The sequence below is a fragment of the Kitasatospora sp. NPDC056184 genome, assembly GCF_042268405.1.
Lineage (GTDB): Bacteria > Actinomycetota > Actinomycetes > Streptomycetales > Streptomycetaceae > Kitasatospora.
Map to the genome: position 1 here is coordinate 448,656 of NZ_JBHJUI010000003.1, position 22,136 is coordinate 470,791.

The window sequence follows — 22,136 nt, forward strand, 5'->3', positions numbered from 1 at the left end:
CGGACCACCGGGGCCCCTCTTCCGTTGCCCGCGACCCGTGGAACCCGTGACCCGCGGAACCCGTGACCCGTAGAACCCGCTACCCGTAGAACAGCCGCTCCACCACCGACCGGGCCCGCCGGGTGGTGCGCCGGTAGTCGTCCACCAGCTCGCCGCTGTGCCCGGCCCCGTACCCCAGGTAGCGGGCCACCCCCGCCAGCTCCCTGGCGTCCGCCGGGAAGGAGTCGCCCGCCCGGCCGCGCACCAGCATCACCGCCGAGCGCACCCGGGAGGCCAGCACCCAGGCCCCGTCCAGCACCTCGGCGTCCTCCGCCCCGACCAGCCCGGCCGCGGCCGCCGCCGCCAGCGCCGCCCTGGTCCGGGTGGTGCGCAGCCCCGGCAGCCCGTGGCCGTACTGGAGCTGGAGCAGTTGGACGGTCCACTCGACGTCCGCCAGCCCGCCCCGGCCGATCTTGGTGTGGGTGGTCGGGTCGGCGCCGCGCGGCAGCCGTTCGGCCTCGATCCGCGCCTTGATCCGGCGGATCTCCAGCAGGTCGCGCTCGGGCACCCCGGCGCCCGGGTAGCGCAGCGGGTCGATCAGCTGCCGGAACCGCTCCCCCAGCTCCGGGTCCCCCGCCACCGGCTCGGCCCGCAGCAGCGCCTGGCTCTCCCAGGCGTGCGACCAGCGCCGGTAGTACGCCGCGTACGAGGCGAGCGAGCGCACCAGCGGGCCGTTGCGCCCCTCCGGCCGCAGGTCGGCGTCCACCTCCAGCGGCGGCTCGGTGGACGGCGCGGCCAGCAGGGCGCGCAGTTCGAGGCAGACCGCCCGGGCCGCCCGGGCGGCTTCCTCCTCCAGCGAGCCGAGCAGCGGCTCGTGGACGAAGAGCACGTCCGCGTCCGAGCCGTAGCCCAGCTCGTGCCCGCCGAACCGGCCCATCGCGATCACCGCGATCCTGGTCGGCAGCGCGCCGTTGCGGTCCTCCCAGCCGGCCACGCAGGCCCGCAGCGCACCCTGGAGGGTGGCGGCGTTGAGCGCGGTGAGCGCCTCGCCGGCCGTGTCCAGCGCCTCGGCCGGGTCCTCGCCGAGCCGCCCGAGCACATCGGCGGCCGAGGTGCGGAACAGCTCGCGGCGGCGCACCGCCCGGACGGCGGCCACCGCGGCGGCGGTCGAGTCGGCCCGGCCGACGGCGGCCAGCACCTCCCGCTCCACGGCGGCCCGCCCGCGCGGCACCAGGCCCTGCGGATCGCCGAGCACCGCGACCGCCTCGGGCGCGCGCAGCAGCAGGTCGGGGGCGAGCCGGCCGGCCGACAGCACCCGCGCCAGCTGCTCGGCGGCGGCGCTCTCGTCCCGCAGCAGCCGCAGGTACCAGGGGGTGCGGCCGAGCGCGTCGGAGACCTGGCGGAAGTTGAGCAGCCCGGCGTCCGGATCGGCGGAGTCGGCGAACCAGCCGAGCAGCACCGGCAGCAGGGTCCGCTGGATGGCCGCCTTGCGGCTGACCCCGGAGGCGAGCGCGGTCAGGTGGCGCAGCGCGGCGGCCGGGTCGGCGTAGCCGAGCGCCTCCAGCCGGGCCCGGGCGGCGTCCGGACGCAGGCCGGCCGCGCCGGGCGGCAGTTCGGCGACGGCGTCCAGCAGCGGCCGGTAGAACAGCTTCTCGTGCAGCCGGCGCACCTCGACCGCGTGCCGCTTCCACTCCCGCTGGAGGGCGGCGACCGGGTCGGCCCGGGTGTCGTCGTTGATCAGCGGGGCGAGCGAGCGGGCGAGCCGGCGCAGGTCCTCCTCGCCGGTGGGCATCAGGTGGGTGCGGCGCAGCCGGTGCAGCTGGATCCGGTGCTCCAGCGAGCGCAGGAACCGGTAGGCGGTGTCCAGCGAGGCGGCGTCGGCGCGGCCCACGTAGCCGCCGCGGGAGAGCGCGGCCAGCGCCTCCAGGGTGTTGCCGCTGCGCAGCGCCTCGTCGGTGCGGCCGTGCACCAGCTGGAGCAGTTGGACGGAGAACTCGACGTCGCGCAGCCCGCCGGGGCCCAGCTTGAGCTGGCGGTCCAGCTCGGTGGCGGGGATCGAGTCGATCACCCGGCGGCGCATCTGCTGCACGTCCGCGACGAAGTTCTCCCGGGCGGCGGCCTGCCAGACCATCGGCGCCAGCGCGGCGGTGTACGCCTCGCCGAGCTCCTGGTCACCGGCCACCGGGCGGGCCTTGAGCAGCGCCTGGAACTCCCAGGTCTTGGCCCAGCGCTGGTAGTACGCCAGGTGGCTGGCCAGGGTGCGGACCAGCGGGCCGTTGCGGCCCTCGGGGCGCAGATTGGCGTCGACCGGCCAGATGGTGCCCTCGCCGGTGGTGTCGGCGCACAGCCGGGTGAGCGCGGCGGCCAGCCGGGTGGCGGCCCGCACCGCCTCCTGCTCGTCGACGCCCTCGCGCGGCTCGGCCACGTAGATGACGTCCACGTCGGAGACGTAGTTGAGTTCGCGCCCGCCGCACTTGCCCATGCCGATGACGGCGAGCCGGCAGGCCGCGGCGGCGTCCGGGTCCTGGGCCGCGGCGAGGTCCAGGGCGGTCTGCAGGGTGGCGCCGGCGAGGTCGGCGAGTTCGGCGGCGGTCTGGGCGAGGTCGGTGGTGCCGGTGAGGTCGCGGGCGGCGACGGCCAGCAGGCAGCGGCGGTAGGCGACGCGCAGCGCGTCGGCCGGGCGGCCGTCCGGGTCGGCGGCCGCGGCGGCGACGGCCTCGGCGAGCGCGCGGCGGAAGTCCTCCGGGCCGGGGTGCATGTCGCGCAGCTCGAAGGTGACCAGGACGTGCCAGTCGTGCGGGTGCCGGGCCAGGTGGTCGGCGAGCGCGGTGGACGCGCCGAGCACGCCGAGCAGCCGGTCGCGCAGCGGCTTGGAGGTGGTGAGGGTGTCCCGCAGGGTCTGCCGGTCGACCGGGTCGGCGGCCTCCAGCAGCCGGGACAGGCCGAGCAGCGCGAGGTCGGGGTCGGCGGTGGCGGCGAGCGCGTCCAGCAGCAGCGGGTCGACGGCCAGGCCCTCCAGCGCCGGTTCGGCCAGCAGCCGCAGCGCCCGCGCCGGATCGGTGAACCCGCGCCGCACCAACCTGATCTCCGGCCGGCTCACCCGGCTGCCGGCCCGCTGTTCCTCCACCGCCATCGCCCCTCCGTCGGTCCGCCCCAGCAGGCTACGCGCTGTTGCGCGTCCGGTCCGTGACCCCGCGCCCGCCGCACTCGTTCACCCGGCGTCGTCCCCTCTCCGCCCCACCCTCCCGCCCCTCCCAGCCCCCGCCCAGCCCCCGCCCGCCCCCTCGCGACCCGGAGCGCCCGATGCCCAGCCGTCTGCCCTCGCTCACCGGGCTGCGCTTCTGGGCCGCGCTGCTGGTGGTGCTCTACCACCTGTCGCGCAAGCTCGGCGAGCTGCCGGTGCTCGGACCGCTCACCTGGTACGGCCGCTCCGGCGTCACCTTCTTCTTCGTCCTCTCCGGCTTCGTCCTCGCCTGGACGTACGAGGCCTCGCCCGCCCCCGCCCGGTCCTTCCTCCGCCGCCGGTTCGCCCGGATCTGGCCGCTGCACGCGCTGGCCACCGCGCTCTCCCTGGGCGCGGACGCCGCGATCGGCCGGGCCGTCCTCCCGGTGGCCGCGCTCTGCTCGCTGCCGCTGCTGCACACCTGGGCGCCCGGAACGGTCCTCGGCGGCAATCCGGCGTCCTGGTCGCTGGGCGCCGAGGCCTGGTTCTACCTGCTGTTTCCGCTGCTGCTGCGGGTCCTGGCACCGCGCCGCCGGAGCTGGCTGCCGCTGGCGGCCGGGTGCGCCGCGCTGGGACCGGTGCTCTGGGCGGCGGGCGCGCTGCTGCCGGCCGACCCGGCGCTGCGCGGCTGGCTGCTGGACTACCTGCCGCTCACCCGCACCCCGCAGTTCGTGCTCGGGGTGGCCACCGGCCTGGCGGTCCGGCACGGGCTGCTGCCCCGGGTGCCGCTGGGGGCGGCCGCGGCGGCGGTGGCCGGCTGGCACGCGCTACTGGTGCCCTGGCACACCGCCGTGCCCGACACCCTGTGGTGGGGCCCGTACAGCGCCGCCCAGCTCGTCCCGGCGCCGCTGTTCGCCGCCCTGCTGGCCGCCGCGGCCCGGCGCGACCTCGGGCCGGGCGGCGGGCCGCGGCTGCTGGCGGGGCGGACGGCGGTGCGCCTCGGCGAGTGGTCCTACGCCTGGTACCTGGTGCACGAGATCGGCATCCGCTGCTGGCTGTGGACGGTCGGGCGGCCGTCCGGGACGCCGGCGCTGCTCACCGTCGACCTGCTGCTCGGTGCCACGACCCTGGCCGCGGCGGGCGCGCTCCACCGGTGGGTCGAGCGCCCCTGCGAGCGGCTGCTGCGCGGAACGCCGCCGCCGCACCCCCGGGTGCGGGTGGTGCGGCAGCGGCGTTCGTCGGCGAGGCGGGATCAGCCCTCCAGCGAGCCGTCGAGGTTGACGTAGGCGTAGAAGACGCCGAGGTCGTAGCCGTCCTTGTCGGTGTCGAACTTGATCATGATGTCGGTGTCACCGTTGCGCAGGTACGGCGAGATGTCCCAGCGGTTGGAGTCGTACCCGAAGTTGTTGCGGTTGTACGGGTTGCGGACGAACTGGTCGGCCGGGGTCAGCTCCTCGATGGTGGAGTTGAACGCGTCGTTGGACGCGTGGTTCGGGTCCGAGAAGATCGCCTCGGGCCCGTTGGTGGACTTCATCGCCAGGGTGTCCCCGGTCCACTTCAGGTCGCCGTCGTAGACGATGAAGCCCAGCTTGCCCGCGACCGGCCCGGTGGCCGGGGTCTGCAGCCCGGTGAGGTCGAACTCGCGCGGCGGGCTGTCCGGCAGTTCCACCCGGAAGCCGTCCCACAGGTGCACGTGGCGCAGCGGCTTGCAGTCGTTCTCGTAGGCGACGACGATCGACCAGCCGCCCCAGCTGTGCGGCTTCACCACCGAGTCCATGTTGGCCGCGGTGTAGGTGCCGTTGCCGGCGCTCTTGACGAGGTCGGTGATGTCGGCGGAGGCCTGGTAGCTGCTCTCCTCGCTGGTGGTGATGTAGCCGATGGACGGCTGGTCGTTCGCGATGTTCCGGTACTGGCTCTCGCCCGGGACCTTCAGGTAGATCTCGTCGATCTGGCTCTCCGGCAGCACGGTGTCGCCGATGCCCCGGGTGCCGCCCCAGTACAGCCGGGCGTACTTGACCTTGGAGCCCTCGAGCAGCCCGAGATCCGCCGAGCTGGCCGAGTAGATCTCGTCGCCGAGCGGGCCGACGCTGCCCGGGTCGATGTTGATGTACTTCATCTGGTAGTTGTTGTTGATCGGCCGGCTGCCCTGGCCCGTCCGGGCGTCCACGCACGGCGGCTGCGCCGGGTCGACCGGCGGCTGGGTCTCGTCGCAGGTCATCAGGGAGTTGCTGATCCGGGTGATGGACCCGTGGAAGTCGCCCTCGAAGCGGGTGGTGAACTCCAGCTGGTTCTCGGCGAGGGTGGCGGCGTTGCGCTGCAGCGGCCCCTTGGGGCCCGAGCCCCGGGCGTCCGCGAGCGGGGCGGAGAGCAACTGTCCCGCGATGGCGACGGCGGCCACACCCGTGATCCCGATCCGGCGGGCGAGCAGGCGGGCGGTGACGGCGCGGCTGACGGTGGAGGAGGGCATGAGGTCCTCTCAGGGGGAGGGGGATCGATCTCACTTATCGGATCACAACGCAACGTCACAATCCCCACACATACAGCCATCAGTGAGCGCGCCAACCCAAACGGCGGGCCCGCCGTCATCCATTGGGACGACGGCGGGCCCGGGCGCTCTTGACGACTCGCCAACCCCGGTGGCGCTACAGCACCTGGAGGTTCTTCCGCAGCTCGAACGGCGTGACCTCGGAGCGGTACTCCTCCCACTCCTGCTTCTTGTTCCTGAGGAACTGATGCCCACCCCACCCAGAGTCACTCAGTCTCTGATCATCGCCTGCGGAGCGGCCACTGGCGAGCGCCATTGGCCACCGCCGACCAGCCCCGGACGGCCCACAGGCGGCCCAGGCGCACACCTTCTTTGTAAGAGCAGCGTCCGCCTGCTCGCGATGACCTGCGCCCCACCCGACCGGCCCGCTGCCACCCATCAGCTCGCCAGCGCCCACGACTCACCGCCACGTACCGCCTGGTCTGGCACGCCTGTGGCACGGGCGGCACCCTCCTGACAGCAGGCCGAAGAGCGTACTGCAACGGTCGGGGCCCGCGCTTCCTCAGCGGTGGTTAACGCAGTCTGGGGCGATCACCGACATCACCGGGCCGGCTGCACTAGGCTTCGAACCGCGGCCGCAGGTAGATCCGGCCAGGACAGCGGAGAATTCGATGAATGATGAATCCAAGGAAGATCCGGTCGAGCCACTGGATCGTCGCTCGCTGCGATTCACGAGCCTACAAGTTGGAAACTGGAGAAACTACACACGTTTCACCGTGGAGCTCCAGCAGCGCGTATTTCTCGTCGGACCCAATGCGGCAGGGAAGTCGAATTTCCTAGACTGCTTCCGATTCCTTCATGACATCGTGTCAGTCGGCGGCGGATTCGAAGCGGCGATTGCCAAGCGTGGCGGCGTCAGCATGATTAGATCATTCGCCGCCCGTCGCTACCCATCAGTATCAATTCGAGTCACACTCGGCAATGACAGCATTCCGAATGAATGGCTCTATGAGTTGACATTCAAGCAAGATAACCAGAGGCGGCCCGTGATCGAATCTGAGCGGGTCGAGTACCGAGGAAAGGAGATCCTGAATCGCCCCGACGCTGGCGACGAGATTGACTCTGAGCGCCTTCGGCAGACGCACCTGGAGCAGGTAAACGTTAATCGCGAGTTCAGGCCAGTAGCGGACTTTCTCGCAAGCCTCCGATATATGCACATCGTCCCACAATTGGTACGGGAGCCCGATAGATCCGTCGGGAAGCGTAATGATCCCTATGGTGGCGACTTTTTGGAACAGATCGCTCGCACCCCAAAGAAGACGCGCGATGCTCGCCTTCGAAGAATTGTTGATGCACTGAAGGTCGCAGTCCCGCAACTGAAGGAATTGGAGCTTCAAGCCGATATTCGTGGCGTTCCGCACCTGCGCGGGAAATATCAACACTGGCGACCCAATGGAGCCTGGCAGACAGAAGACCATTTCTCCGACGGAACGCTTCGCCTCCTAGGGCTGCTGTGGGCCGTCTCTGAATCGAGCGGCCCACTGCTGCTTGAGGAACCAGAACTTTCACTGCACCCCGAGGTAGTAAGCTACATTCCTCAGATGTTCTCTCGCGTACAGCGAAAGTCAGGTCGTCAGATTCTCATCAGCTCACACTCGCCAGAAATTCTCAATGACCCGGGCGTGGCGAGTGACGAAGTTCTTGCGCTACTGCCGGAATCAGAAGGAACCTCAGTCGTTCCGCTGATCGATCGTCCGGATCTCCAGGCGCTCAGGGATGCTGGCGTACCATTGGGTGATGTCCTACGAGGCTTGACAGCCCCTGTCGAAGCTGGCCAACTCAGCTTCTTTGTGGGGTAGGCGTGATCTCAATCACCGCCGTCGTTGAAGGCATGTCTGACGAGGGGGCCGTTCTCTCAATTCTACGGGAGTGCGACTTCGCTCCTTCAATGTTCCAGGGAAAACGAGGTCGAGCCGAGGTCCTGAAAAAGCTCGCCGCCTACAATCAAGCCGCCCGACTCTCCCCTTGGTTCGTCCTCGTCGATCTCGACTCGGATAGCTGTGTCGTTTCAAGCACAAAGCAATGGCTTCCCAACCCTTCCGAGTTTATGATTTTTCGCGTGGCCGTCACCGAGCTTGAGGCCTGGCTGCTGGCCGACAGGCAAGCCATTGCTTCATTTCTTGGCGTTGCAGAGTCCACCATTCCCAGGAATCCGGATTTCCTGACCGATCCCAAGCAGGATCTAATCAATCTTGCCCGAAGGTCCCGCAAGAGGGATATTCGAGAAGGGTTGGTTCCACGCCCCAATAGCGGAACCTCGATCGGCCCTACATATGTGTCTGATATTCGAGAATTCGGCCGCACGATGTGGCGACCTCGAATAGCGGCAGAGGAGTCCCCGAGCCTAGCCCGCTGCATTTTGCGTTTGGATGAATTTCGCCAGAGACTGCAGGGATAGCGTCGGCGGCGGAGCGGTTTTGGCCGGTGTCCTGTCTGGTCTGGGGTCGAGCATGATCGGGGGGCCGTAAGCTGTTGCGACTCGGTCAGGGCTTTTGGGCCTGACCGCAATTTGGCCGAGTGGACCCCGGTCTTGCTCGACGCTGGTCCCGGTCCGGAGAGGTGGGTAAAACCGCGGAGCCGCTCGCCCCAGCCACCGCAGGTTCTGACCTCAGCCGCTCTGCGCGGCCGGCCGCCGCCGGAGCGGGGCGAAGACAGGAGCGGCGGCGAGCGGCTGGGCGCGCCCTTGAACCGGTAGGGAAACTCGACACCCGGAGTGGGCACTAACCACGGCTTGGGCAACTGCCATCTGTGGCTTCCGTCCTGGCCGCTGGCACCTGACCCCTACGATCGTTCGTCCTGGCTAGGTATCTGCCTGGAGAAGGGAGCGGCTAGTGCCGGAGCGGAGCCCGCGCGGTACGTACCTGCGGATCGCCGACGCGATCGAGACCGAGATCAGCGGGAGCTCCACAGTGACGTCGCTTCCTTCCGAAGCCCAACTGATGGAGACCCACGGCGTTGGCCGTACCACGGTTCGTCGCGCCCTGGACTCCCTTGCGGCGAAGGGCCTCATCACGTCGCGTCCCGGAGCCGGGTGGGTCGTTGTGGGCGCCGAGCGCAAGCCGCCGGTGCTCGACCAGCTCACCGCTCTGGTGCGGACGCTCGATGTCGGAGCCGACCTCCCTTCGGAGAAGGAACTCACCGAGACAACCGGCGCCGCCAGAGGCACCGTCCGGCGGGCCCTCGCGCAACTGGAGGGCGCTGGCGTTCTCGAAGTCCGACATGGGAAGGGCCGGCGCGTCCGTGCCCTCCCCTCCGATCACTCCTGACCACGAACAACGAGGAGCAGATACAACCGTGCGGGCCTACGAGCTTGCCGAGTCCCTCCTGTCCACCGACCTTCCCCGCCGCTGGTCCCACTCCAAGGGGGTGGCCAACAAAGCGCGCATCCTCGCCGGCATCCTCGGCCCGGACGCGGAGCTGCTGGAGGCCGCCGCCGTCCTGCACGACGTCGGCTACTCGCCGCGGATCGTCGACACCGGCTTCCATCCGCTCGACGGCGCGCGGTTTCTGCGCGCGGAGAACGTCGACGAGCGCGTGGTGCGGCTGGTCGCCCACCACTCGTGCGCGCTGCTCGAAGCGGAGGAGCGCGGCCTGCGGCGGGAGCTGGAGGAGGAGTTCCCGCTGGAGGAGCCGCACCTGGTGGACGCGCTGATCTACTGCAACATGACGACGACGCCGGACGGCACACCGACAACGGCGCCCGACCGGATCGCGGAGATAGTGGGCCGGTACGGGCCCGACAGCATCGTCGGCCGGTTCATCCGGCGGGCCGAGCCGGAGATCGACGCAGCCGCACGCCGGATCGACAGCCGGCTGATTCAGGCCCGCGCCACGGCCTAACCGATGTACGGCTGCACCCGGGTGGCGTCCAAGCCGTGTGTGATCCGCAGCCGCATGGACGGGTGAATGTCCAGGTCGTCGAGGTCCGCCGGGGCCACCCAGCGGACCTCTTTCGACTCTGAACTCGTCCGCAACGCGCCGCCGACAGGCCGAGCACTGAAACAGATGGAGAACTGCTGCCGGACCTCCCCATCGTCGTACGCCATGACGTGCCCGGGGTCCGTGTACAGGCCCACGACGGAGTCGACCTCGACGTCAATTCCCGTCTCCTCTCGCACCTCACGGACCACCGTGTCTGCGACGGATTCCCCGATGTCGTGGCCGCCGCCGGGGAGCGCCCAGAGGTCGTTGTCGGTCTTGTGGATCAGCAGTAGTCGTCCTGCCTCGTCCGTCACCACCGCGGTGACGGACGGCACGACGGAGTTCGCCGGCGGGGCGGCCGGGTCTTGGAAGTAGTCGATCCGGCTCATACGGCGGCCTCACTTTCGAGCTGGGGCGAGGTAATGGTCCGGGAACCCTCCCAGATGCGTTCGATGCTCGCCGCGTACGCACTGAACAGCTCTCCCCCAGGCACCTGCGATAGATGCAGGACTGGGGCCAGATAGGCGCCGACCCCGTAGACATGCCCGTTGACGAGCAGGTCATCGTCGGCACGGTAAAGCGAGTTGTAGAGCGTCGTCGAGTGGAGCCTGAACTCGCCCCCGGGAAGCCCGAACAGCGGCGCGTAGTTGGCCAGCGCGTTCCGGATCTTGCCCGCCATGGCAGGCCCGATCCCCTCCTCTTCGCCCCGCTGAGCCACCCCGGGGCTGTCGGGGTCGCCCAGCATGAGCCGCACAGGCACACCGGCCTGCGCCTTCTCCCGGATGAGCCGGAAGAACAGCGGGTCCTCGGAGAGCCAGAAGCCCGCGTAGACCACCAGGTCGAAGTGCCGCGTGGCCTTCGCGTAGAGCGAGGTCCACAGCTCCTTCGGAACGACGGCCCGGTGGGGGTAAAGCTTCACCAACTCTGCCCGGCCGGCCTCGGCCGTAGCGCTGCTGGTCTGCTCGTCCGACCACAGCTCCAACAGGTCCCGCTGCAACAGGTTGGCGAGCGCGTACCGGAAGCGCCGATAGGCCGCCCGTCCTTGGCCCCCTGGTGACGAAACGGCTGCTGTTCTCCCAAGAAGGGGTGGGCCAGTGCTGCGGACCGACTTCAACACGTACGCGTGGAAGCCCGCTCTCGTCGCGGCCGGGATCATCCCCGAACCCGACGCACCAGACGTCCCGGGAGGACGGCATGCACGCCCTCCGGCACTTCTACGCCACCGTCCTGCTGGACGCCGGCGAGAACGTGAAGGCGCTGAGCAAGTACTTGGGGCACAGCGACCCCGGGTTCACGCTCCGCGTCTACACGCACCTGATGCCGAGCAGCGACGGCCGGACCCGCCGGGCCGTCGACAGGCTCTACGAAACGCTCGGATGGGCCGCCGATCCGATGCCTGACGGCCCACAGACGGCCCGGGAGGACTGAAGCGGTCCCCGGGCCGGCGGCTGCACGCCGCCGGCCCGGGGACCTCACTCGGCCCGAAACCCACCCTGACCTGCGGTCACAGCACCTGGAGGTTCTTCCGCAGCTCGAACGGCGTGACCTCGGAGCGGTACTCCTCCCACTCCTGCTTCTTGTTGCGCAGGAAGAAGTCGAAGACGTGCTCGCCGAGGGTCTCGGCGACGAGTTCGCTGCGCTGCATCAGGTCGATGGCCTCGCCGAGGTTCTGCGGCATCGGCTGGATGCCGAGGGCGCGGCGCTCGGCGTCGGTGAGCGCCCAGACGTCGTCGTCGGCGCCGGGCGGGAGCTCGTAGCCCTCCTCGATGCCCTTGAGGCCGGCGGCCAGGGTCACGGCGTAGGCCAGGTAGGGGTTGCAGCCGGTGTCGAGGGAGCGGACCTCGACCCGGGTGGAGCCCTGCTTGCCCGGCTTGTACATCGGGACGCGGATCAGCGCGGAGCGGTTGTTGTGGCCCCAGCAGATGTAGGACGGGGCCTCGCCGCCGGCGCCCGCGGTGCGCTGGGAGCCGCCCCAGATCCGCTTGTAGGAGTTCACCCACTGGTTGGTGACCGCGGCGGTCTCGGCGGCGTGGCGCAGCAGCCCGGCGATGAAGGAGCGGCCGACCTTGGAGAGCTGGTACTCGGCACCGGACTCGTGGAAGGCGTTGCGGTCGCCCTCGAACAGCGAGAGGTGGGTGTGCATGCCCGAGCCGGGGTGGTCGGAGAACGGCTTGGGCATGAAGGTGGCGTGGACGCCCTGCTCCAGCGCGACCTCCTTCATCACCAGCCGGAAGGTCATGATGTTGTCCGCCGTGGACAGCGCGTCGGCGTACCGCAGGTCGATCTCCTGCTGCCCGGGGGCGCCCTCGTGGTGGGAGAACTCCACCGAGATGCCCATCGACTCCAGCATGGTGATCGCCTGGCGGCGGAAGTCGTGGCCCACCCCGCGCGGGGTGTGGTCGAAGTAGCCGGACTGGTCGGCGGGGATCGGGGCGGTGCCGTCACCGGGCAGGTTCTTCAGCAGGAAGAACTCGATCTCGGGGTGGGTGTAGAAGGTGAAGCCCTGGGCGGAGGCCTTCTCCAGGGTGCGCTTCAGCACGAACCGCGGGTCGGCGTAGGAGGGCGAACCGTCCGGCATCAGGATGTCGCAGAACATCCGGGCGGTGCCCGGGGTCTCCGAGCGCCACGGGAGGATCTGGAAAGTGGTCGGGTCCGGCTTGGCGATCATGTCGGACTCGTAGACCCGGGCGAACCCCTCGATCGCCGATCCGTCGAAGCCGATGCCCTCCTCGAACGCCTGCTCCAGCTCGGCCGGCGCCACCGCGACCGACTTCAGGAACCCCAGGACGTCGGTGAACCAGAGCCGGACGAACCGGATGTCACGCTCTTCGAGCGTCCGAAGCACGAACTCCTGCTGCTTGCCCATGGGGACAGTCTCACCTCTGCTCTTTACGCCCGTGTTACGCCCATCATGGCGGATCAAGCCGGGGATGCCCTCCGGGGGACGGCCTCACCCCTCCGGCTCGAACGGGTTCACCACCGGAACGCCGGTCCGGGCCACGTCCTTGGTGTTCCGGGTGACCAGCGTCAGCCCGTGCACCTTCGCGGTCGCGGCGAGCAGGCCGTCGACGACGGGCAGCGGGTCCGGCACGGTCAGCCGCGCCCATGCCTCGGCGATCTCCTGCGTCACGGGCAGGATCCGGTCGGAGTACCCGAGCTTCACCGACGAGAGCCAGTCGGCCAGTCGCTCGCCCTGGGCCGGGTCGCGGCGGCGGATCGACTCCACACCCTGCCGGATCTCCCCGATGACCAGCACGCTCACGAAGAGACTGCCGCCGCGCACTCCGGCCGCCCAGGTCTCGACCGCCGGGTCCGGCTTGCGCTTGCGCAGCTCGGACAGCACGTTGGTGTCGAGCAGGTATCCCATCAGTCGTCCTCTCCGAAGGGCACCGGGCGAGGCATTCCCCGCCGGTCGGCGATGGCGTCGAGCTCGGCGGCGAGCTCGTCGTCGAAGTACGGCTCCTCCCTGCGCAGCAGGAAGTCCTCGAAGGAGACCTCCTGGCCCCGCAGCCGCCGGTACTCCCTTATGTCGATGACGACGGCGACCTCGTCCCCGTGGCGGGTGACGACCTGCGGACCCTCCGACTCGGCGAGGCGGAGCACCTCGCTGAATTTCTGCTTCGCCTCCTGCACCTGCCATCTCATGTGATCATCACTCCAACTCTGTCCAGACTGTCCAGACCGTTCTCCCACACTACCCCGGCCGAGACATTGCGTCAGATCGACGATTAGACTCGGTGGCATGCCCAATCTCCGTCTCGCCCTCTGCCAGACCGACCCCTGGGTCGGTGACATCGCACGCAACAGCGATGAGGTGGTGCGCTGGACCAAGCAGGCCGTCGAGGCCGGTGCCCAGCTGGTCGCGTTCCCCGAGATGGCCCTGACCGGGTACCCGGTCGAGGACCTCGCGCTGCGCCGCTCGTTCGTCGAGGCGTCGCGGGCCGGGCTGGTCGAGCTGGCCGCGCGGCTCGCCGCGGAGGGGCTCGGCGAGGTGCCCGTGGTGGTGGGGTACCTCGGGCGCTCCGAGCAGGCCTCGCCGCGGTTCGGGCGGCCGGCCGGATCGCCGCAGAACTGCGCCGCGGTGCTGTTCCGGGGCGAGGTGGCCACCCGGTTCGCCAAGCACCACCTGCCGAACTACGGCGTGTTCGACGAGTACCGCTGGTTCGTCCCCGGCGACCAGCTGCCGGTGGTCCGGCTGCACGGCGTGGACGTCGCGCTGGCGATCTGCGAGGACATCTGGCAGGACGGCGGCCGGGTGACCGCCGCCCGCGAGGCCGGGGCCGGCCTGCTGCTGGTGATCAACGGTTCGCCGTACGAGCGGAACAAGGACGACGCCCGGCTGGAGCTGGTCCGCCGCCGGTCCGCCGAGGCGGGCTGCACGCTCGCGTACGTGAACATGGTCGGCGGCCAGGACGAGCTGGTCTTCGACGGCGACTCGATCGTGGTCACCCCGGACGGCGAGGTGCTGGCCCGCTCGCCGCAGTTCGAGGAGCACCTGCTGGTGCTGGACCTCGACCTGCCGGCCGCCGGCAGCGACCACACCGACGGGCTGCTGCTCGCCGACGGCCTGCACCTGGTCCGCGCCGACCTGGGCGGCGAGCCCGCCCCGGCGCCCGCCGCGCCGCTGTCCGCCGGGGTCGCGCCGCGGCTGAGCGACGAGGCGGAGATCTGGTCCGCGCTGGTCTCCGGCACCCGGGCGTACGCGCGCAAGAACGGCTTCCGCTCGGTCCTGATCGGCCTGTCCGGCGGCATCGACTCGGCCGTGGTGGCCGCCCTCGCGGTGGACGCGCTCGGCGCCGGGAACGTGTACTGCGTCTCGATGCCGAGCCGCTACTCCTCCCAGCACTCCCGGGACGACGCGGCCGAGCTGGCCCGCCGCACCGGGCTGAACTTCCGCACCGTGCCGATCGCCCCGATGTTCGACGCCTACATGGCGGCCACCGAGCTGACCGGCCTGGCCGAGGAGAACCTGCAGTCCCGGCTGCGCGGCACCCTGCTGATGGCGATCTCCAACCAGGAGGGGCACATCGTGCTCGCGCCCGGCAACAAGAGCGAGCTCGCGGTCGGCTACTCGACCCTGTACGGCGACTCGGTCGGCGCGTTCGGCCCGATCAAGGACGTCTACAAGTCGCTGATCTTCCGGCTGGCCCACTGGCGCAACGAGGAGGCCGAGCGGCTCGGCGAGGTGCCGCCGATCCCGGAGAACACCATCTCCAAGCCGCCGTCCGCCGAGCTGCGGCCGGACCAGAAGGACACCGACTCGCTGCCCGACTACGACCTGCTGGACACCGTCCTCGACCTGTACGTCGAGGGCGACCAGGGCCGGGACGCGATCGTGGCGGCCGGCTTCGACCCGGCCGTGGTGGACCGGGTGGTGCGGCTGGTGGACACCGCCGAGTACAAGCGGCGGCAGTACCCGCCGGGCCCGAAGATCTCGGTCAAGGGCTTCGGCCGGGACCGCCGGCTGCCGATCACCAACCGGTGGCGCCGGGGCTGACCGGCGGGGCCGGGGAGGACGCCGTCACTGGTAGCGGTAGGTGGCGGCCACCGCGAGGTGGTCGCTGCCGTCCCGCTCCAGGGTCCGCGAGTCGGTGGGCTTCAGCCCGCCCTTGCTCATGATCTGGTCGATCCGGGCCATCGGGAAGGACGCCGGCCAGCTGAAGCCGAAGCCGTCGCCCGCCGCGCCCTGGGCGGAGCGCATCTGCGAGGTGACCGGCGCCAGGCTGCGGTCGTTCATGGTGCCGTTGAGGTCGCCGAGCAGCAGCACCTTCTTCACCGGCTCGGCCTCGATGGCGTCGCCGAGCGCCTGGGCGCTGACGTCCCGCTGGTTGACGGTGAAGCCGCCCTCGGCCCTGAGCCGGACCGACGGCAGGTGCGCGACGTACACCGCGAGCGGGCCCTTCGGGGTGCTGACCTCGGCCCGGAACGCCCGGGTCCAGCCCATCTTGATGTCCACCACCCGGACGTCGCCGATCGGGTACTTGGACCAGAGCCCGACGGTGCCCTCCACCGCGTGGTACGGGTAGCTTTCGGCCAGCCCGGACTCGTAGGCGCGCAGCGGCCGGCCGGCCAGCTCCTGCAGCGCGACGATCTGCGCGCCGGACTTCTCCAGCATCCGGACGGTGGACTGCGGGTCGCTGTTGGCGGCCGCCACGTTGTGGCTGACCACCGTGAAGTCGCCGGTGCCGCCGCTCTTGTCGGTGAGCAGGCCGCCGAACATGTTGGCCCAGACCACCACCGGCACCAGCAGGGCGATCAGCGCGGTGGCGGAGCGGCGCAGCAGGGCGGGGACGAGCAGCACCGGCACGGCCAGGCCCACCCAGGGCAGGAAGGTCTCCAGCAGGCTGCCGAGGTTGCCGACGCTGTTCGGCACCTCGGAGTGGAAGGCCAGCAGGGCGCCGGAGAGCAGGGCCAGGACGGCGAGCACCAGGCCGCGGCGCCAGGTGGTGGCGCCGCGGGCGTCCCGGCCCCAGCCCCGTACGCCGAGGAGTCCGGGCGCGGGGCGCGGGCCGGTTCCCGGGTCGCCGGCCTCCGCCGTGGACACCCGGTCCGCCCTGTCCGCCTGCGCCATGCCGTGGCTCCCGTCCTTCGTTCGCGCCGTCCGCCGACGTCCGCCCCGCGCGGTCGGTCCGGTGCGGGGCCGCCGCCGGGTGGGCGGAGGGCGTGCCGGACTGGTGCGGGTTTGGTCGGATTCCCGGCTCAGCCTATGCCGGGACAGACGTCCGGCCGGTGGACCGGGGTTCCGGCGTGGCCCGGTTTGGTGAGCCAGACCACTGCGCGGAGGGCGGTCGGGGGACGGGGGCGGGCGGTCAGGCGGCCACGGGTCGCAGGGCCGGGCCGGCCAGGCCGCCCAGCAGCGCGTCGACCATCCGCTCGGCCAGCTCGGGGTCGTCCAGATCGGAGTCGTCCCACAGGATGCTGCGGGCGAGGATCGGGCCGATCAGCAGGTCGGCGAGGAGTTCCTCGTCGAGGTCGGCGCGCAGCTGGCCCTCGGCGACGCCCCGGCGGATGACGTCCCGGGCGGCCTCCCGGCGCGGCACGATCACCCGTTCGCGGTAGGCCGCGTGCAGCTCGGGCCAGCTCTGCATCTGGCCGAGCGCCGCCTTGAGCACCCAGCGGGAGCGCTTGGCCAGGCCGCGCAGCCGCATGTACTCGATCATCGCGACCAGGTCGCCGCGGATCGAGCCGGTGGCGGCGGGCAGCGGCTCCTCCAGTCTGCTGACCATGTCGACCAGCAGAGCCTCCTTGTTGGGCCAGCGCCGGTAGATGGTGGCCTTGCCCACGCCGGCGGCGGTGGCGATGCCCTCGATGGTCAGCTCGGACAGGCTGGTGCCGGTCGCCATCTGCTCCTCGACGGCGGCGAAGATCGCCTGCTCGGCGGCCTCGCTGCGGGGCCTGCCCCGGCGCGGGCCGGTGCAGGGCGGCGCGGCCGTCGGCTCGGTCTTCATCTCACATCTCCCGGTTGGGGCCCCGTCCGGAGGGAGGACGGGGGTCGCACGCGCTCGTTGGGCCCTGGCACCGGCGGGTTCCCGGTGCCAGGGCCCCATTCTCGCTCAGCGCGGTCGCGGGTCAGGCGTCCGCCACCGCCGCCGTGCGGGCCGTCCCGTCGGGCCGGGCGGCCGACTGCGGGCCGGCCGGCTCCGCGCCGGACGGTCCGGCGGGCCCGCCGGCCGGGACCCTGCCGGGCAGCAGGAACCAGGCCAGCAGCGCGCCGACCACGGTGATCCCGGCGGAGAGCGCGGCCACCACGTGCATGGCGTGGATGAAGGAGTCGTTGGCCGGGGCGATCAGCTCCTTGCCCCGGTCGCCGAGCCGGGCGGCGATCGCCAGGGTGGCCTCCAGCGACTCGCCGGCCTTCTCGCGCAGCTCCGGGCCGGGCAGCCGGGCGAGCTCGTCGGACATCCCGTCGCGGTAGACGGTGGAGAGCACCGCGCCGAGCACCGCGACCCCGAGCGAGCCGCCGACCTGGCGGAAGGTGTTGTTGACCGCCGAGCCGGCGCCCGCCTTCTCGCGCGGCAGCGAGCCCATGATCGCGACGGTGATCGGCGGCATGACGTGCGCCATGCCGGTGCCCATCACCAGGCCCAGTACGACCAGCACCCAGATCGGGGTGGTGGCGCCCAGCAGCAGGTAGCCGAGGAAGCCGGCCGCGATGAACAGCATGCCGACGGCGCAGGTGGCGCGGACGCCGAAGCGGTCGACCACCAGCCGGGCCCGCGGGGCGAACACCAGTTGGGCCGCGGCCAGCGGCAGCATCAGCACGCCGGCCTCCAGCGCGCTGTAGCCGCGCACGCTCTGGGTGTAGAAGACGCCGAAGAACGAGACGCCCATCAGCGCGAAGAAGACCACGCCGATCACGACCACCGAGGCGCTGAACACCTTGTTGCGGAACCAGTCGACGTCCAGCGCGGGGTGCGCGGTGCGGCGCTCGAAGAGCACGAAGGCGGTCAGCGCCAGCACGCCGACGAGCACCGGGCCCCAGGCCTCGACGGCGGTGAAGTCGGCCAGCTCGCCGCCCTTGATGATGCCGTAGATCAGCGCCACCAGGCCGATGACGGACAGCAGCACGCCGACCGGGTCCATCCGGCCCGGGTTCGGGTCCTTGGACTCGGGGACCAGCAGCGTCATCGCGATCAGCGCCACGACGACGATCGGGACGTTGACCAGGAAGACCGAGCCCCACCAGAAGTGCTCGATCAGCAGGCCGCCGGTGATCGGGCCGATCGCGATGGCCAGGCCGACGGCGCCGGCCCAGATGCCGATCGCCTTGGGCTGCTCGGAGCGCTCGAAGACGTTCATGATGATGGCGAGCGTGGCCGGCATGGCCAGCGCGCCGCCGACGCCCATCAGCGCGCGGTAGCCGATCAGCTCGCCCGGCGTACTGGCGAGCGCGGAGAGCAGCGAGGCGAGGCCGAAGACGGCCATGCCGGCCAGTAGGGCCCGCTTGCGGCCGAACCGGTCGCCGAGCAGGCCGGAGGTGAACAGCAGCCCGGCGAAGACCAGCGTGTAGGAGTTGATCGCCCACTCCAGATCGCTCTGGCTGGCGCCGATGCCGGTGGGCGCCGGGGACGCGATGGTCTTCATCGCGACGTTGAGGATCGAGTTGTCGAGCACGACGACGAGCAGGGCGAGCACCAGGGTGCACAGGATCGCCCAGCGGCGGCGGTGGATGGCTTCCGGCACACGGGGTGGCGCGGCTGCGGTGGTCATGGGTTCTTCCCGTCGTGGTACGGCGTGGCACTGGTACGGCGCGGTGCCGATCGGCACCGGTACGGCGCGGTGCGGCATGGCACGGGCACGGCGTGGCGCAGGTGCGGCGTGGCACGGGCGGGCATTTCGAGCCGCGTTCGTCTCGTAAACCCCCCGCGGTCAGCGTAGCGGGATTTTCGATACGAGACGAATCCGTATCGTAAAGCGGTGGCAAAGACCCGCCGACCCCCCCGGGGGCGGGCCGCGCAAGCGGAGTGGCACCCGCCCCTTTTGCAGCCGCGCCGGGCCGTGCAAGCATGGAGGTGATCCGGGGACGCCGCACGGCGCCACGAGACGACAACCTTTCAGGAGCCTGTTCGATGAACGCTTCTTCGCCTTCGCCTGCCCAGAAGCAGGCGACGACGCCCGCCACCCTCTACGGCGGGGTCACCAACCGACGCGTGACCGTCCGCGACCTCGCCGCCGCCAAGCAGCGCGGCGAGAAGTGGTCCATGCTGACCGCCTACGACGCCCTCACCGCCGGCGTCTTCGACGAGGCCGGCACCCCCGTCCTGCTGGTCGGCGACTCCGCCGGCAACTGCCACCTCGGCTACGAGACCACCGTGCCGGTGACCATGGACCAGATGGTCATGCTCGCCGCCGCCGTCGTCCGCGGCACCAAGCGCGCCATGATCGTCGCCGACCTGCCGTTCGGCTCGTACCAGGAGTCCCCGGCCCAGGCGATGCACAACGCGGCCCGGCTGATGAAGGACGCCGGGGTCGGCGCGGTCAAGCTGGAGGGCGGCGAGCGCAGCGCCCGCTCGATCGAGCTGCTGGTCGAGGCCGGCGTCCCGGTGATGGCCCACATCGGCCTCACCCCGCAGTCCGTGCACGCCCTCGGCGGCTACCCCGTCCAGGGCCGCGGCGACGAGGCCGCCCACCAGCTGCTGCGCGACGCGAAGGCGGTGCAGCAGGCCGGCGCCTTCGCGGTCGTACTGGAGGCGGTGCCCGCCGAGCTGGCCGCGCAGGTCACCGAGCAGCTCGCCGTCCCTACCGTCGGCATCGGCGCCGGGGCGGACTGCGACGCCCAGGTCCTGGTCTGGACCGACTTCGCCGGGATGACGGCGGGCCGGGTGCCCAAGTTCGTCAAGCAGTACGCCGACCTGCGGACCGTCCTCGGCGACGCCGCCCGCGCCTTCGCCGAGGACGTGCGCACCAGCGCCTTCCCGGCGGCGGAGCACACCTTCCACTGACGCGCGCTCCACTGACGCCCGCGTTCCGCTGACGCCCCCCCGCCGACGCGCCGCCCCGGCGCGTCCCCGGCGCGCGTCGTCCGGGCCCCGGCCACGGCCGGGCCGGGCCCGGATGACAGCGGCGTGACAGCGGACCGACAGCGCAGCTCCGCCCCGGCGCACCCCTGACAGCGGGCTGACAGCCGGGGCGGACAGTCTTGGGGGCATGACACGAATCTCCACCGCCCCGAACGACCGGGGGCCCGCCGCGGGGAACGCCGTCGAGGTCCACGGCATCGTCAAGCACTTCGGCACCACCAAGGCACTCGACGGAGTCGACCTCACCGTGCGCGAGGGCACCGTCCTCGGCGTGCTCGGCCCCAACGGCGCGGGCAAGACCACCCTGGTCCGCGTCCTGTCCACGCTGATCAAGCCCGACGCCGGCACCGCCTTCGTCGGCGGCTACGACGTGCTGCGCCAGCCCAAGCAGCTGCGCCGCACCATCGGCCTCACCGGCCAGTACGCCTCCGTCGACGAACTGCTCTCCGGCTACGAGAACCTCTACCTCATCGGCCGGCTGCTCGACCTCTCCCGCCGGGACGCCAAGGCCCGCGCCGCCGAACTGCTGGAGCGCTTCTCCCTCACCGAGGCCGCCAAGCGGCCCGCCAAGACCTACTCCGGCGGCATGCGCCGCCGCCTCGACCTGGCCGCCTCGATGATCGGCCGGCCCAAGGTGCTCTACCTGGACGAGCCCACCACCGGCCTCGACCCGCGCACCCGCAACGAGGTCTGGGACGAGGTGCAGCGGATGGTCGCCGAGGGCTCCACCGTGCTGCTCACCACCCAGTACATGGAGGAGGCCGAGCAGCTCGCGGGCGAGCTGACCGTCATCGACCGCGGCCGGGTGATCGCGGCCGGCGGCGTGACCGAACTCAAGGCCCAGGTCGGCGGCCGCACCCTGCAGGTCCGCCCGGTGCACCCGGCCGAGCTGCCCGAGATGGCCCGCTGCCTGCAGGACACCGGCGTCACCGCGACCTTCTCCGCCGACACCGGCCTGCTCTCGGTGCCGATCACCGCCGACGAGCAGCTGACCACCGTCATCGGCGTGCTCGGCACCCGCGGCTTCGGGGTCGCCGGCATCGACACCAAGCTGCCCAGCCTCGACGAGGTCTTCCTCGCCATCACCGGCAAGCCCGCGGACCACCCGGCGCCCGCGGCCGCCGCCCCCAGCCTCGCCAAGGAGCCCGTCGCATGACCACCGCCACGCTCGCCCCCGTCCGGGCCGAGGACACCGGGATCGGCCTGGCCGGCCACCTGCGGCACGTCGGCGCGCTGACCCGCCGCAACCTGATGCGGATCAAGGCCGACCCGGAGTCGATGTTCGACGCCGTCCTGATGCCGATCATCTTCACGGTGCTGTTCGTCTACGTCTTCGGCGGCGCCATCTCCGGCGGCCAGGACGCCTACAAGCAGTACATGATCCCCGGCCTGCTCGGGCAGACCGGGCTCACCCTGGCGATGGCCGTCGGCACCGGCCTCAACAGCGACTTCCAGACCGGCGTGATGGACCGCTTCCGCACCCTGCCGATCGGCCGCTCCTCGGTGCTGCTGTCCAAGATCGCGGCCGAGACCTGCCGCGCCATGCTCTCCTTCACCATCCTGATCGGCTTCTCGCTGATCCTCGGCTTCGAGCTGAAGGGCGGCCTGCTGGAGCTGCTGGCGGCGATCGGCCTGTCGTTGGTCTTCGGCATGTCGATCGTGTGGATCTCGATGCTGCTGGGCATGGCCCTGCGCAGCGCCCAGGCCGTCCAGGGAGTCGCCATGCTGGTGCTGATGCCGATGCAGTTCGGCAGCTCGATCTTCGCCCCGACCGACACCATGCCGGGCTGGCTGCAGTCCTTCACGAAGGTGAACCCGCTCTCGGCGCTGGCCGACGCCTGCCGGGCCCTGATGAACGGTGAGGGCGCGGTCGCGCACCCGACCTTCGTCGTGCTGGCCTGGTCGGTCGGCATCACCGCGGTCTTCGCGCCGCTCGCCGTCGCCCGGTTCCGCAAACGGACCTGAGCGGTGGCCGGACGGCGGGACCCCGGGGTGCGCGAGGGGAGCA

18 protein-coding genes and 3 pseudogenes are annotated in these 22,136 nt (G+C 71.2%); 10 read left to right on the top strand and 11 right to left on the bottom strand.

Annotated features, from left to right (window positions below; translation table 11 throughout):
• Positions 1-79 precede the first annotated feature (79 nt).
• Complete coding sequence (locus tag ACFC0B_RS09695; protein WP_376084282.1) at positions 80-3,112, bottom strand: bifunctional [glutamine synthetase] adenylyltransferase/[glutamine synthetase]-adenylyl-L-tyrosine phosphorylase; 3,033 nt, start codon at positions 3,110-3,112, stop codon at positions 80-82.
• A 170-nt stretch (positions 3,113-3,282) separates the two neighbouring features.
• On the opposite strand from ACFC0B_RS09695, the gene ACFC0B_RS09700 reads away from it, so the two are divergent.
• Positions 3,283-4,428, top strand: a complete 1,146-nt coding sequence (locus tag ACFC0B_RS09700) for an acyltransferase family protein (RefSeq protein ID WP_376084284.1) — start codon at positions 3,283-3,285, stop codon at positions 4,426-4,428.
• Here the strand turns inward: ACFC0B_RS09700 and ACFC0B_RS09705 are convergent.
• Together ACFC0B_RS09705 and ACFC0B_RS09710 are read right to left on the bottom strand one after the other, a co-directional pair.
• Positions 4,395-5,609 carry a hypothetical protein gene (locus ACFC0B_RS09705; RefSeq protein ID WP_376084286.1) on the bottom strand — a complete coding sequence of 405 codons (1,215 nt, stop codon included), beginning with the start codon at positions 5,607-5,609 and terminating at the stop codon, positions 4,395-4,397. The two genes, ACFC0B_RS09700 and ACFC0B_RS09705, sit on opposite strands and share 34 nt — an antisense overlap.
• 175 nt (positions 5,610-5,784) lie before the next feature.
• Positions 5,785-5,871: pseudogene (locus ACFC0B_RS09710) on the bottom strand (glutamine synthetase); the annotation flags it as partial.
• 427 nt (positions 5,872-6,298) lie between these two features.
• Here ACFC0B_RS09710 and ACFC0B_RS09715 point away from each other — a divergent pair.
• The 4 genes from ACFC0B_RS09715 to ACFC0B_RS09730 all read left to right on the top strand — a co-directional run bounded on the left by ACFC0B_RS09715 (position 6,299) and on the right by ACFC0B_RS09730 (position 9,527).
• On the top strand, positions 6,299-7,486 hold the full coding sequence (locus ACFC0B_RS09715; RefSeq protein ID WP_376084288.1) for an AAA family ATPase: 1,188 nt from the start codon (positions 6,299-6,301) through the stop codon (positions 7,484-7,486).
• Between the two features lie 2 nt (positions 7,487-7,488).
• Complete coding sequence (locus tag ACFC0B_RS09720; protein WP_376084289.1) at positions 7,489-8,085, top strand: hypothetical protein; 597 nt, start codon at positions 7,489-7,491, stop codon at positions 8,083-8,085.
• 433 nt (positions 8,086-8,518) lie between these two features.
• Entirely contained in the window at positions 8,519-8,953 is a 435-nt protein-coding gene (locus tag ACFC0B_RS09725; protein ID WP_376084292.1) for a GntR family transcriptional regulator, read from the top strand.
• 28 nt (positions 8,954-8,981) lie between these two features.
• Positions 8,982-9,527: an HD domain-containing protein gene (locus ACFC0B_RS09730; RefSeq protein WP_376084294.1), complete on the top strand. Its 546-nt coding sequence runs from the start codon at positions 8,982-8,984 to the stop codon at positions 9,525-9,527.
• On the opposite strand, the gene ACFC0B_RS09735 is transcribed toward ACFC0B_RS09730, so the two are convergent.
• Both ACFC0B_RS09735 and ACFC0B_RS09740 read right to left on the bottom strand, forming a co-directional pair.
• On the bottom strand, positions 9,524-9,997 hold the full coding sequence (locus tag ACFC0B_RS09735; RefSeq protein WP_376084296.1) for an NUDIX domain-containing protein: 474 nt from the start codon (positions 9,995-9,997) through the stop codon (positions 9,524-9,526). The genes ACFC0B_RS09730 and ACFC0B_RS09735 overlap by 4 nt on opposite strands.
• Positions 9,994-10,647, bottom strand: a pseudogene (locus ACFC0B_RS09740) (XRE family transcriptional regulator); the annotation flags it as partial. The pseudogene ACFC0B_RS09740 and the gene ACFC0B_RS09735, both read right to left, overlap by 4 nt.
• A gap of 5 nt (positions 10,648-10,652) precedes the next feature.
• On the opposite strand from ACFC0B_RS09740, the pseudogene ACFC0B_RS09745 reads away from it, so the two are divergent.
• A pseudogene (locus tag ACFC0B_RS09745) lies at positions 10,653-11,036 on the top strand (tyrosine-type recombinase/integrase); the annotation flags it as partial.
• Between the two features lie 76 nt (positions 11,037-11,112).
• Here the strand turns inward: ACFC0B_RS09745 and glnA are convergent.
• From glnA to ACFC0B_RS09760, 3 genes are all read right to left on the bottom strand, one after another.
• Positions 11,113-12,474: a type I glutamate--ammonia ligase gene (gene glnA / locus ACFC0B_RS09750; protein ID WP_376084298.1), complete on the bottom strand. Its 1,362-nt coding sequence runs from the start codon at positions 12,472-12,474 to the stop codon at positions 11,113-11,115.
• Positions 12,475-12,558: 84 nt separating this feature from the next.
• Positions 12,559-12,975: a type II toxin-antitoxin system VapC family toxin gene (locus tag ACFC0B_RS09755; protein ID WP_376084300.1), complete on the bottom strand. Its 417-nt coding sequence runs from the start codon at positions 12,973-12,975 to the stop codon at positions 12,559-12,561.
• Positions 12,975-13,253 (bottom strand): type II toxin-antitoxin system Phd/YefM family antitoxin, encoded by a 279-nt coding sequence (locus ACFC0B_RS09760; RefSeq protein ID WP_376084302.1) that lies wholly within the window; start codon positions 13,251-13,253, stop codon positions 12,975-12,977. Before ACFC0B_RS09760 ends, ACFC0B_RS09755 begins: the two co-directional genes overlap by 1 nt.
• A 97-nt stretch (positions 13,254-13,350) precedes the next feature.
• Here ACFC0B_RS09760 and ACFC0B_RS09765 point away from each other — a divergent pair, with 97 nt between their 5' ends.
• On the top strand, positions 13,351-15,105 hold the full coding sequence (locus tag ACFC0B_RS09765) for an NAD+ synthase (protein WP_376084304.1): 1,755 nt from the start codon (positions 13,351-13,353) through the stop codon (positions 15,103-15,105).
• A 24-nt stretch (positions 15,106-15,129) separates the two neighbouring features.
• On the opposite strand, the gene ACFC0B_RS09770 is transcribed toward ACFC0B_RS09765, so the two are convergent.
• The 3 genes from ACFC0B_RS09770 to ACFC0B_RS09780 form a co-directional block, all read right to left on the bottom strand.
• Positions 15,130-16,179, bottom strand: coding sequence for an endonuclease/exonuclease/phosphatase family protein (locus ACFC0B_RS09770; protein WP_376084305.1), 1,050 nt, complete (start codon positions 16,177-16,179; stop codon positions 15,130-15,132).
• 238 nt (positions 16,180-16,417) lie between these two features.
• A complete protein-coding gene (locus ACFC0B_RS09775) occupies positions 16,418-17,056 on the bottom strand; it encodes a TetR/AcrR family transcriptional regulator (protein ID WP_376084307.1) in 639 nt (212 codons plus the stop codon).
• Positions 17,057-17,177: 121 nt separating this feature from the next.
• A complete protein-coding gene (locus ACFC0B_RS09780) occupies positions 17,178-18,818 on the bottom strand; it encodes an MFS transporter (protein WP_376084309.1) in 1,641 nt (546 codons plus the stop codon).
• Positions 18,819-19,177: 359 nt separating this feature from the next.
• On the opposite strand from ACFC0B_RS09780, the gene panB reads away from it, so the two are divergent.
• The 3 genes from panB (at position 19,178) to ACFC0B_RS09795 (ending at position 22,093) form a co-directional block, all read left to right on the top strand.
• On the top strand, positions 19,178-20,050 hold the full coding sequence (gene panB / locus ACFC0B_RS09785) for a 3-methyl-2-oxobutanoate hydroxymethyltransferase (RefSeq protein ID WP_376084311.1): 873 nt from the start codon (positions 19,178-19,180) through the stop codon (positions 20,048-20,050).
• 205 nt (positions 20,051-20,255) lie between these two features.
• Positions 20,256-21,284 (top strand): ATP-binding cassette domain-containing protein, encoded by a 1,029-nt coding sequence (locus ACFC0B_RS09790; protein WP_376084312.1) that lies wholly within the window; start codon positions 20,256-20,258, stop codon positions 21,282-21,284.
• The gene (locus tag ACFC0B_RS09795; RefSeq protein ID WP_376084314.1) at positions 21,281-22,093 is read left to right on the top strand and encodes an ABC transporter permease; all 813 of its coding nucleotides are present in this window, start codon (positions 21,281-21,283) and stop codon (positions 22,091-22,093) included. Before ACFC0B_RS09790 ends, ACFC0B_RS09795 begins: the two co-directional genes overlap by 4 nt.
• Positions 22,094-22,136: the final 43 nt, after the last annotated feature.

Excerpts from the sequence above, each read along its gene's own strand:
- ACFC0B_RS09765 (WP_376084304.1), top strand. The coding sequence starts at position 13,351 with ATGCCCAATCTCCGTCTCGCCCTCTGCCAGACCGACCCCTGGGTCGGT.
- panB (WP_376084311.1), top strand. The coding sequence starts at position 19,178 with ATGAACGCTTCTTCGCCTTCGCCTGCCCAGAAGCAGGCGACGACGCCC.
- ACFC0B_RS09775 (WP_376084307.1), bottom strand. The coding sequence starts at position 17,056 with ATGAAGACCGAGCCGACGGCCGCGCCGCCCTGCACCGGCCCGCGCCGG.
- ACFC0B_RS09700 (WP_376084284.1), top strand. The coding sequence starts at position 3,283 with ATGCCCAGCCGTCTGCCCTCGCTCACCGGGCTGCGCTTCTGGGCCGCG.
- ACFC0B_RS09760 (WP_376084302.1), bottom strand. The coding sequence starts at position 13,253 with ATGAGATGGCAGGTGCAGGAGGCGAAGCAGAAATTCAGCGAGGTGCTC.
- ACFC0B_RS09735 (WP_376084296.1), bottom strand. The coding sequence starts at position 9,997 with ATGAGCCGGATCGACTACTTCCAAGACCCGGCCGCCCCGCCGGCGAAC.
- glnA (WP_376084298.1), bottom strand. The coding sequence starts at position 12,474 with ATGGGCAAGCAGCAGGAGTTCGTGCTTCGGACGCTCGAAGAGCGTGAC.
- ACFC0B_RS09715 (WP_376084288.1), top strand. The coding sequence starts at position 6,299 with ATGAATGATGAATCCAAGGAAGATCCGGTCGAGCCACTGGATCGTCGC.
- ACFC0B_RS09790 (WP_376084312.1), top strand. The coding sequence starts at position 20,256 with ATGACACGAATCTCCACCGCCCCGAACGACCGGGGGCCCGCCGCGGGG.
- ACFC0B_RS09695 (WP_376084282.1), bottom strand. The coding sequence starts at position 3,112 with ATGGCGGTGGAGGAACAGCGGGCCGGCAGCCGGGTGAGCCGGCCGGAG.
- ACFC0B_RS09755 (WP_376084300.1), bottom strand. The coding sequence starts at position 12,975 with ATGGGATACCTGCTCGACACCAACGTGCTGTCCGAGCTGCGCAAGCGC.
- ACFC0B_RS09795 (WP_376084314.1), top strand. The coding sequence starts at position 21,281 with ATGACCACCGCCACGCTCGCCCCCGTCCGGGCCGAGGACACCGGGATC.
- ACFC0B_RS09705 (WP_376084286.1), bottom strand. The coding sequence starts at position 5,609 with ATGCCCTCCTCCACCGTCAGCCGCGCCGTCACCGCCCGCCTGCTCGCC.
- ACFC0B_RS09780 (WP_376084309.1), bottom strand. The coding sequence starts at position 18,818 with ATGACCACCGCAGCCGCGCCACCCCGTGTGCCGGAAGCCATCCACCGC.
- ACFC0B_RS09770 (WP_376084305.1), bottom strand. The coding sequence starts at position 16,179 with ATGGCGCAGGCGGACAGGGCGGACCGGGTGTCCACGGCGGAGGCCGGC.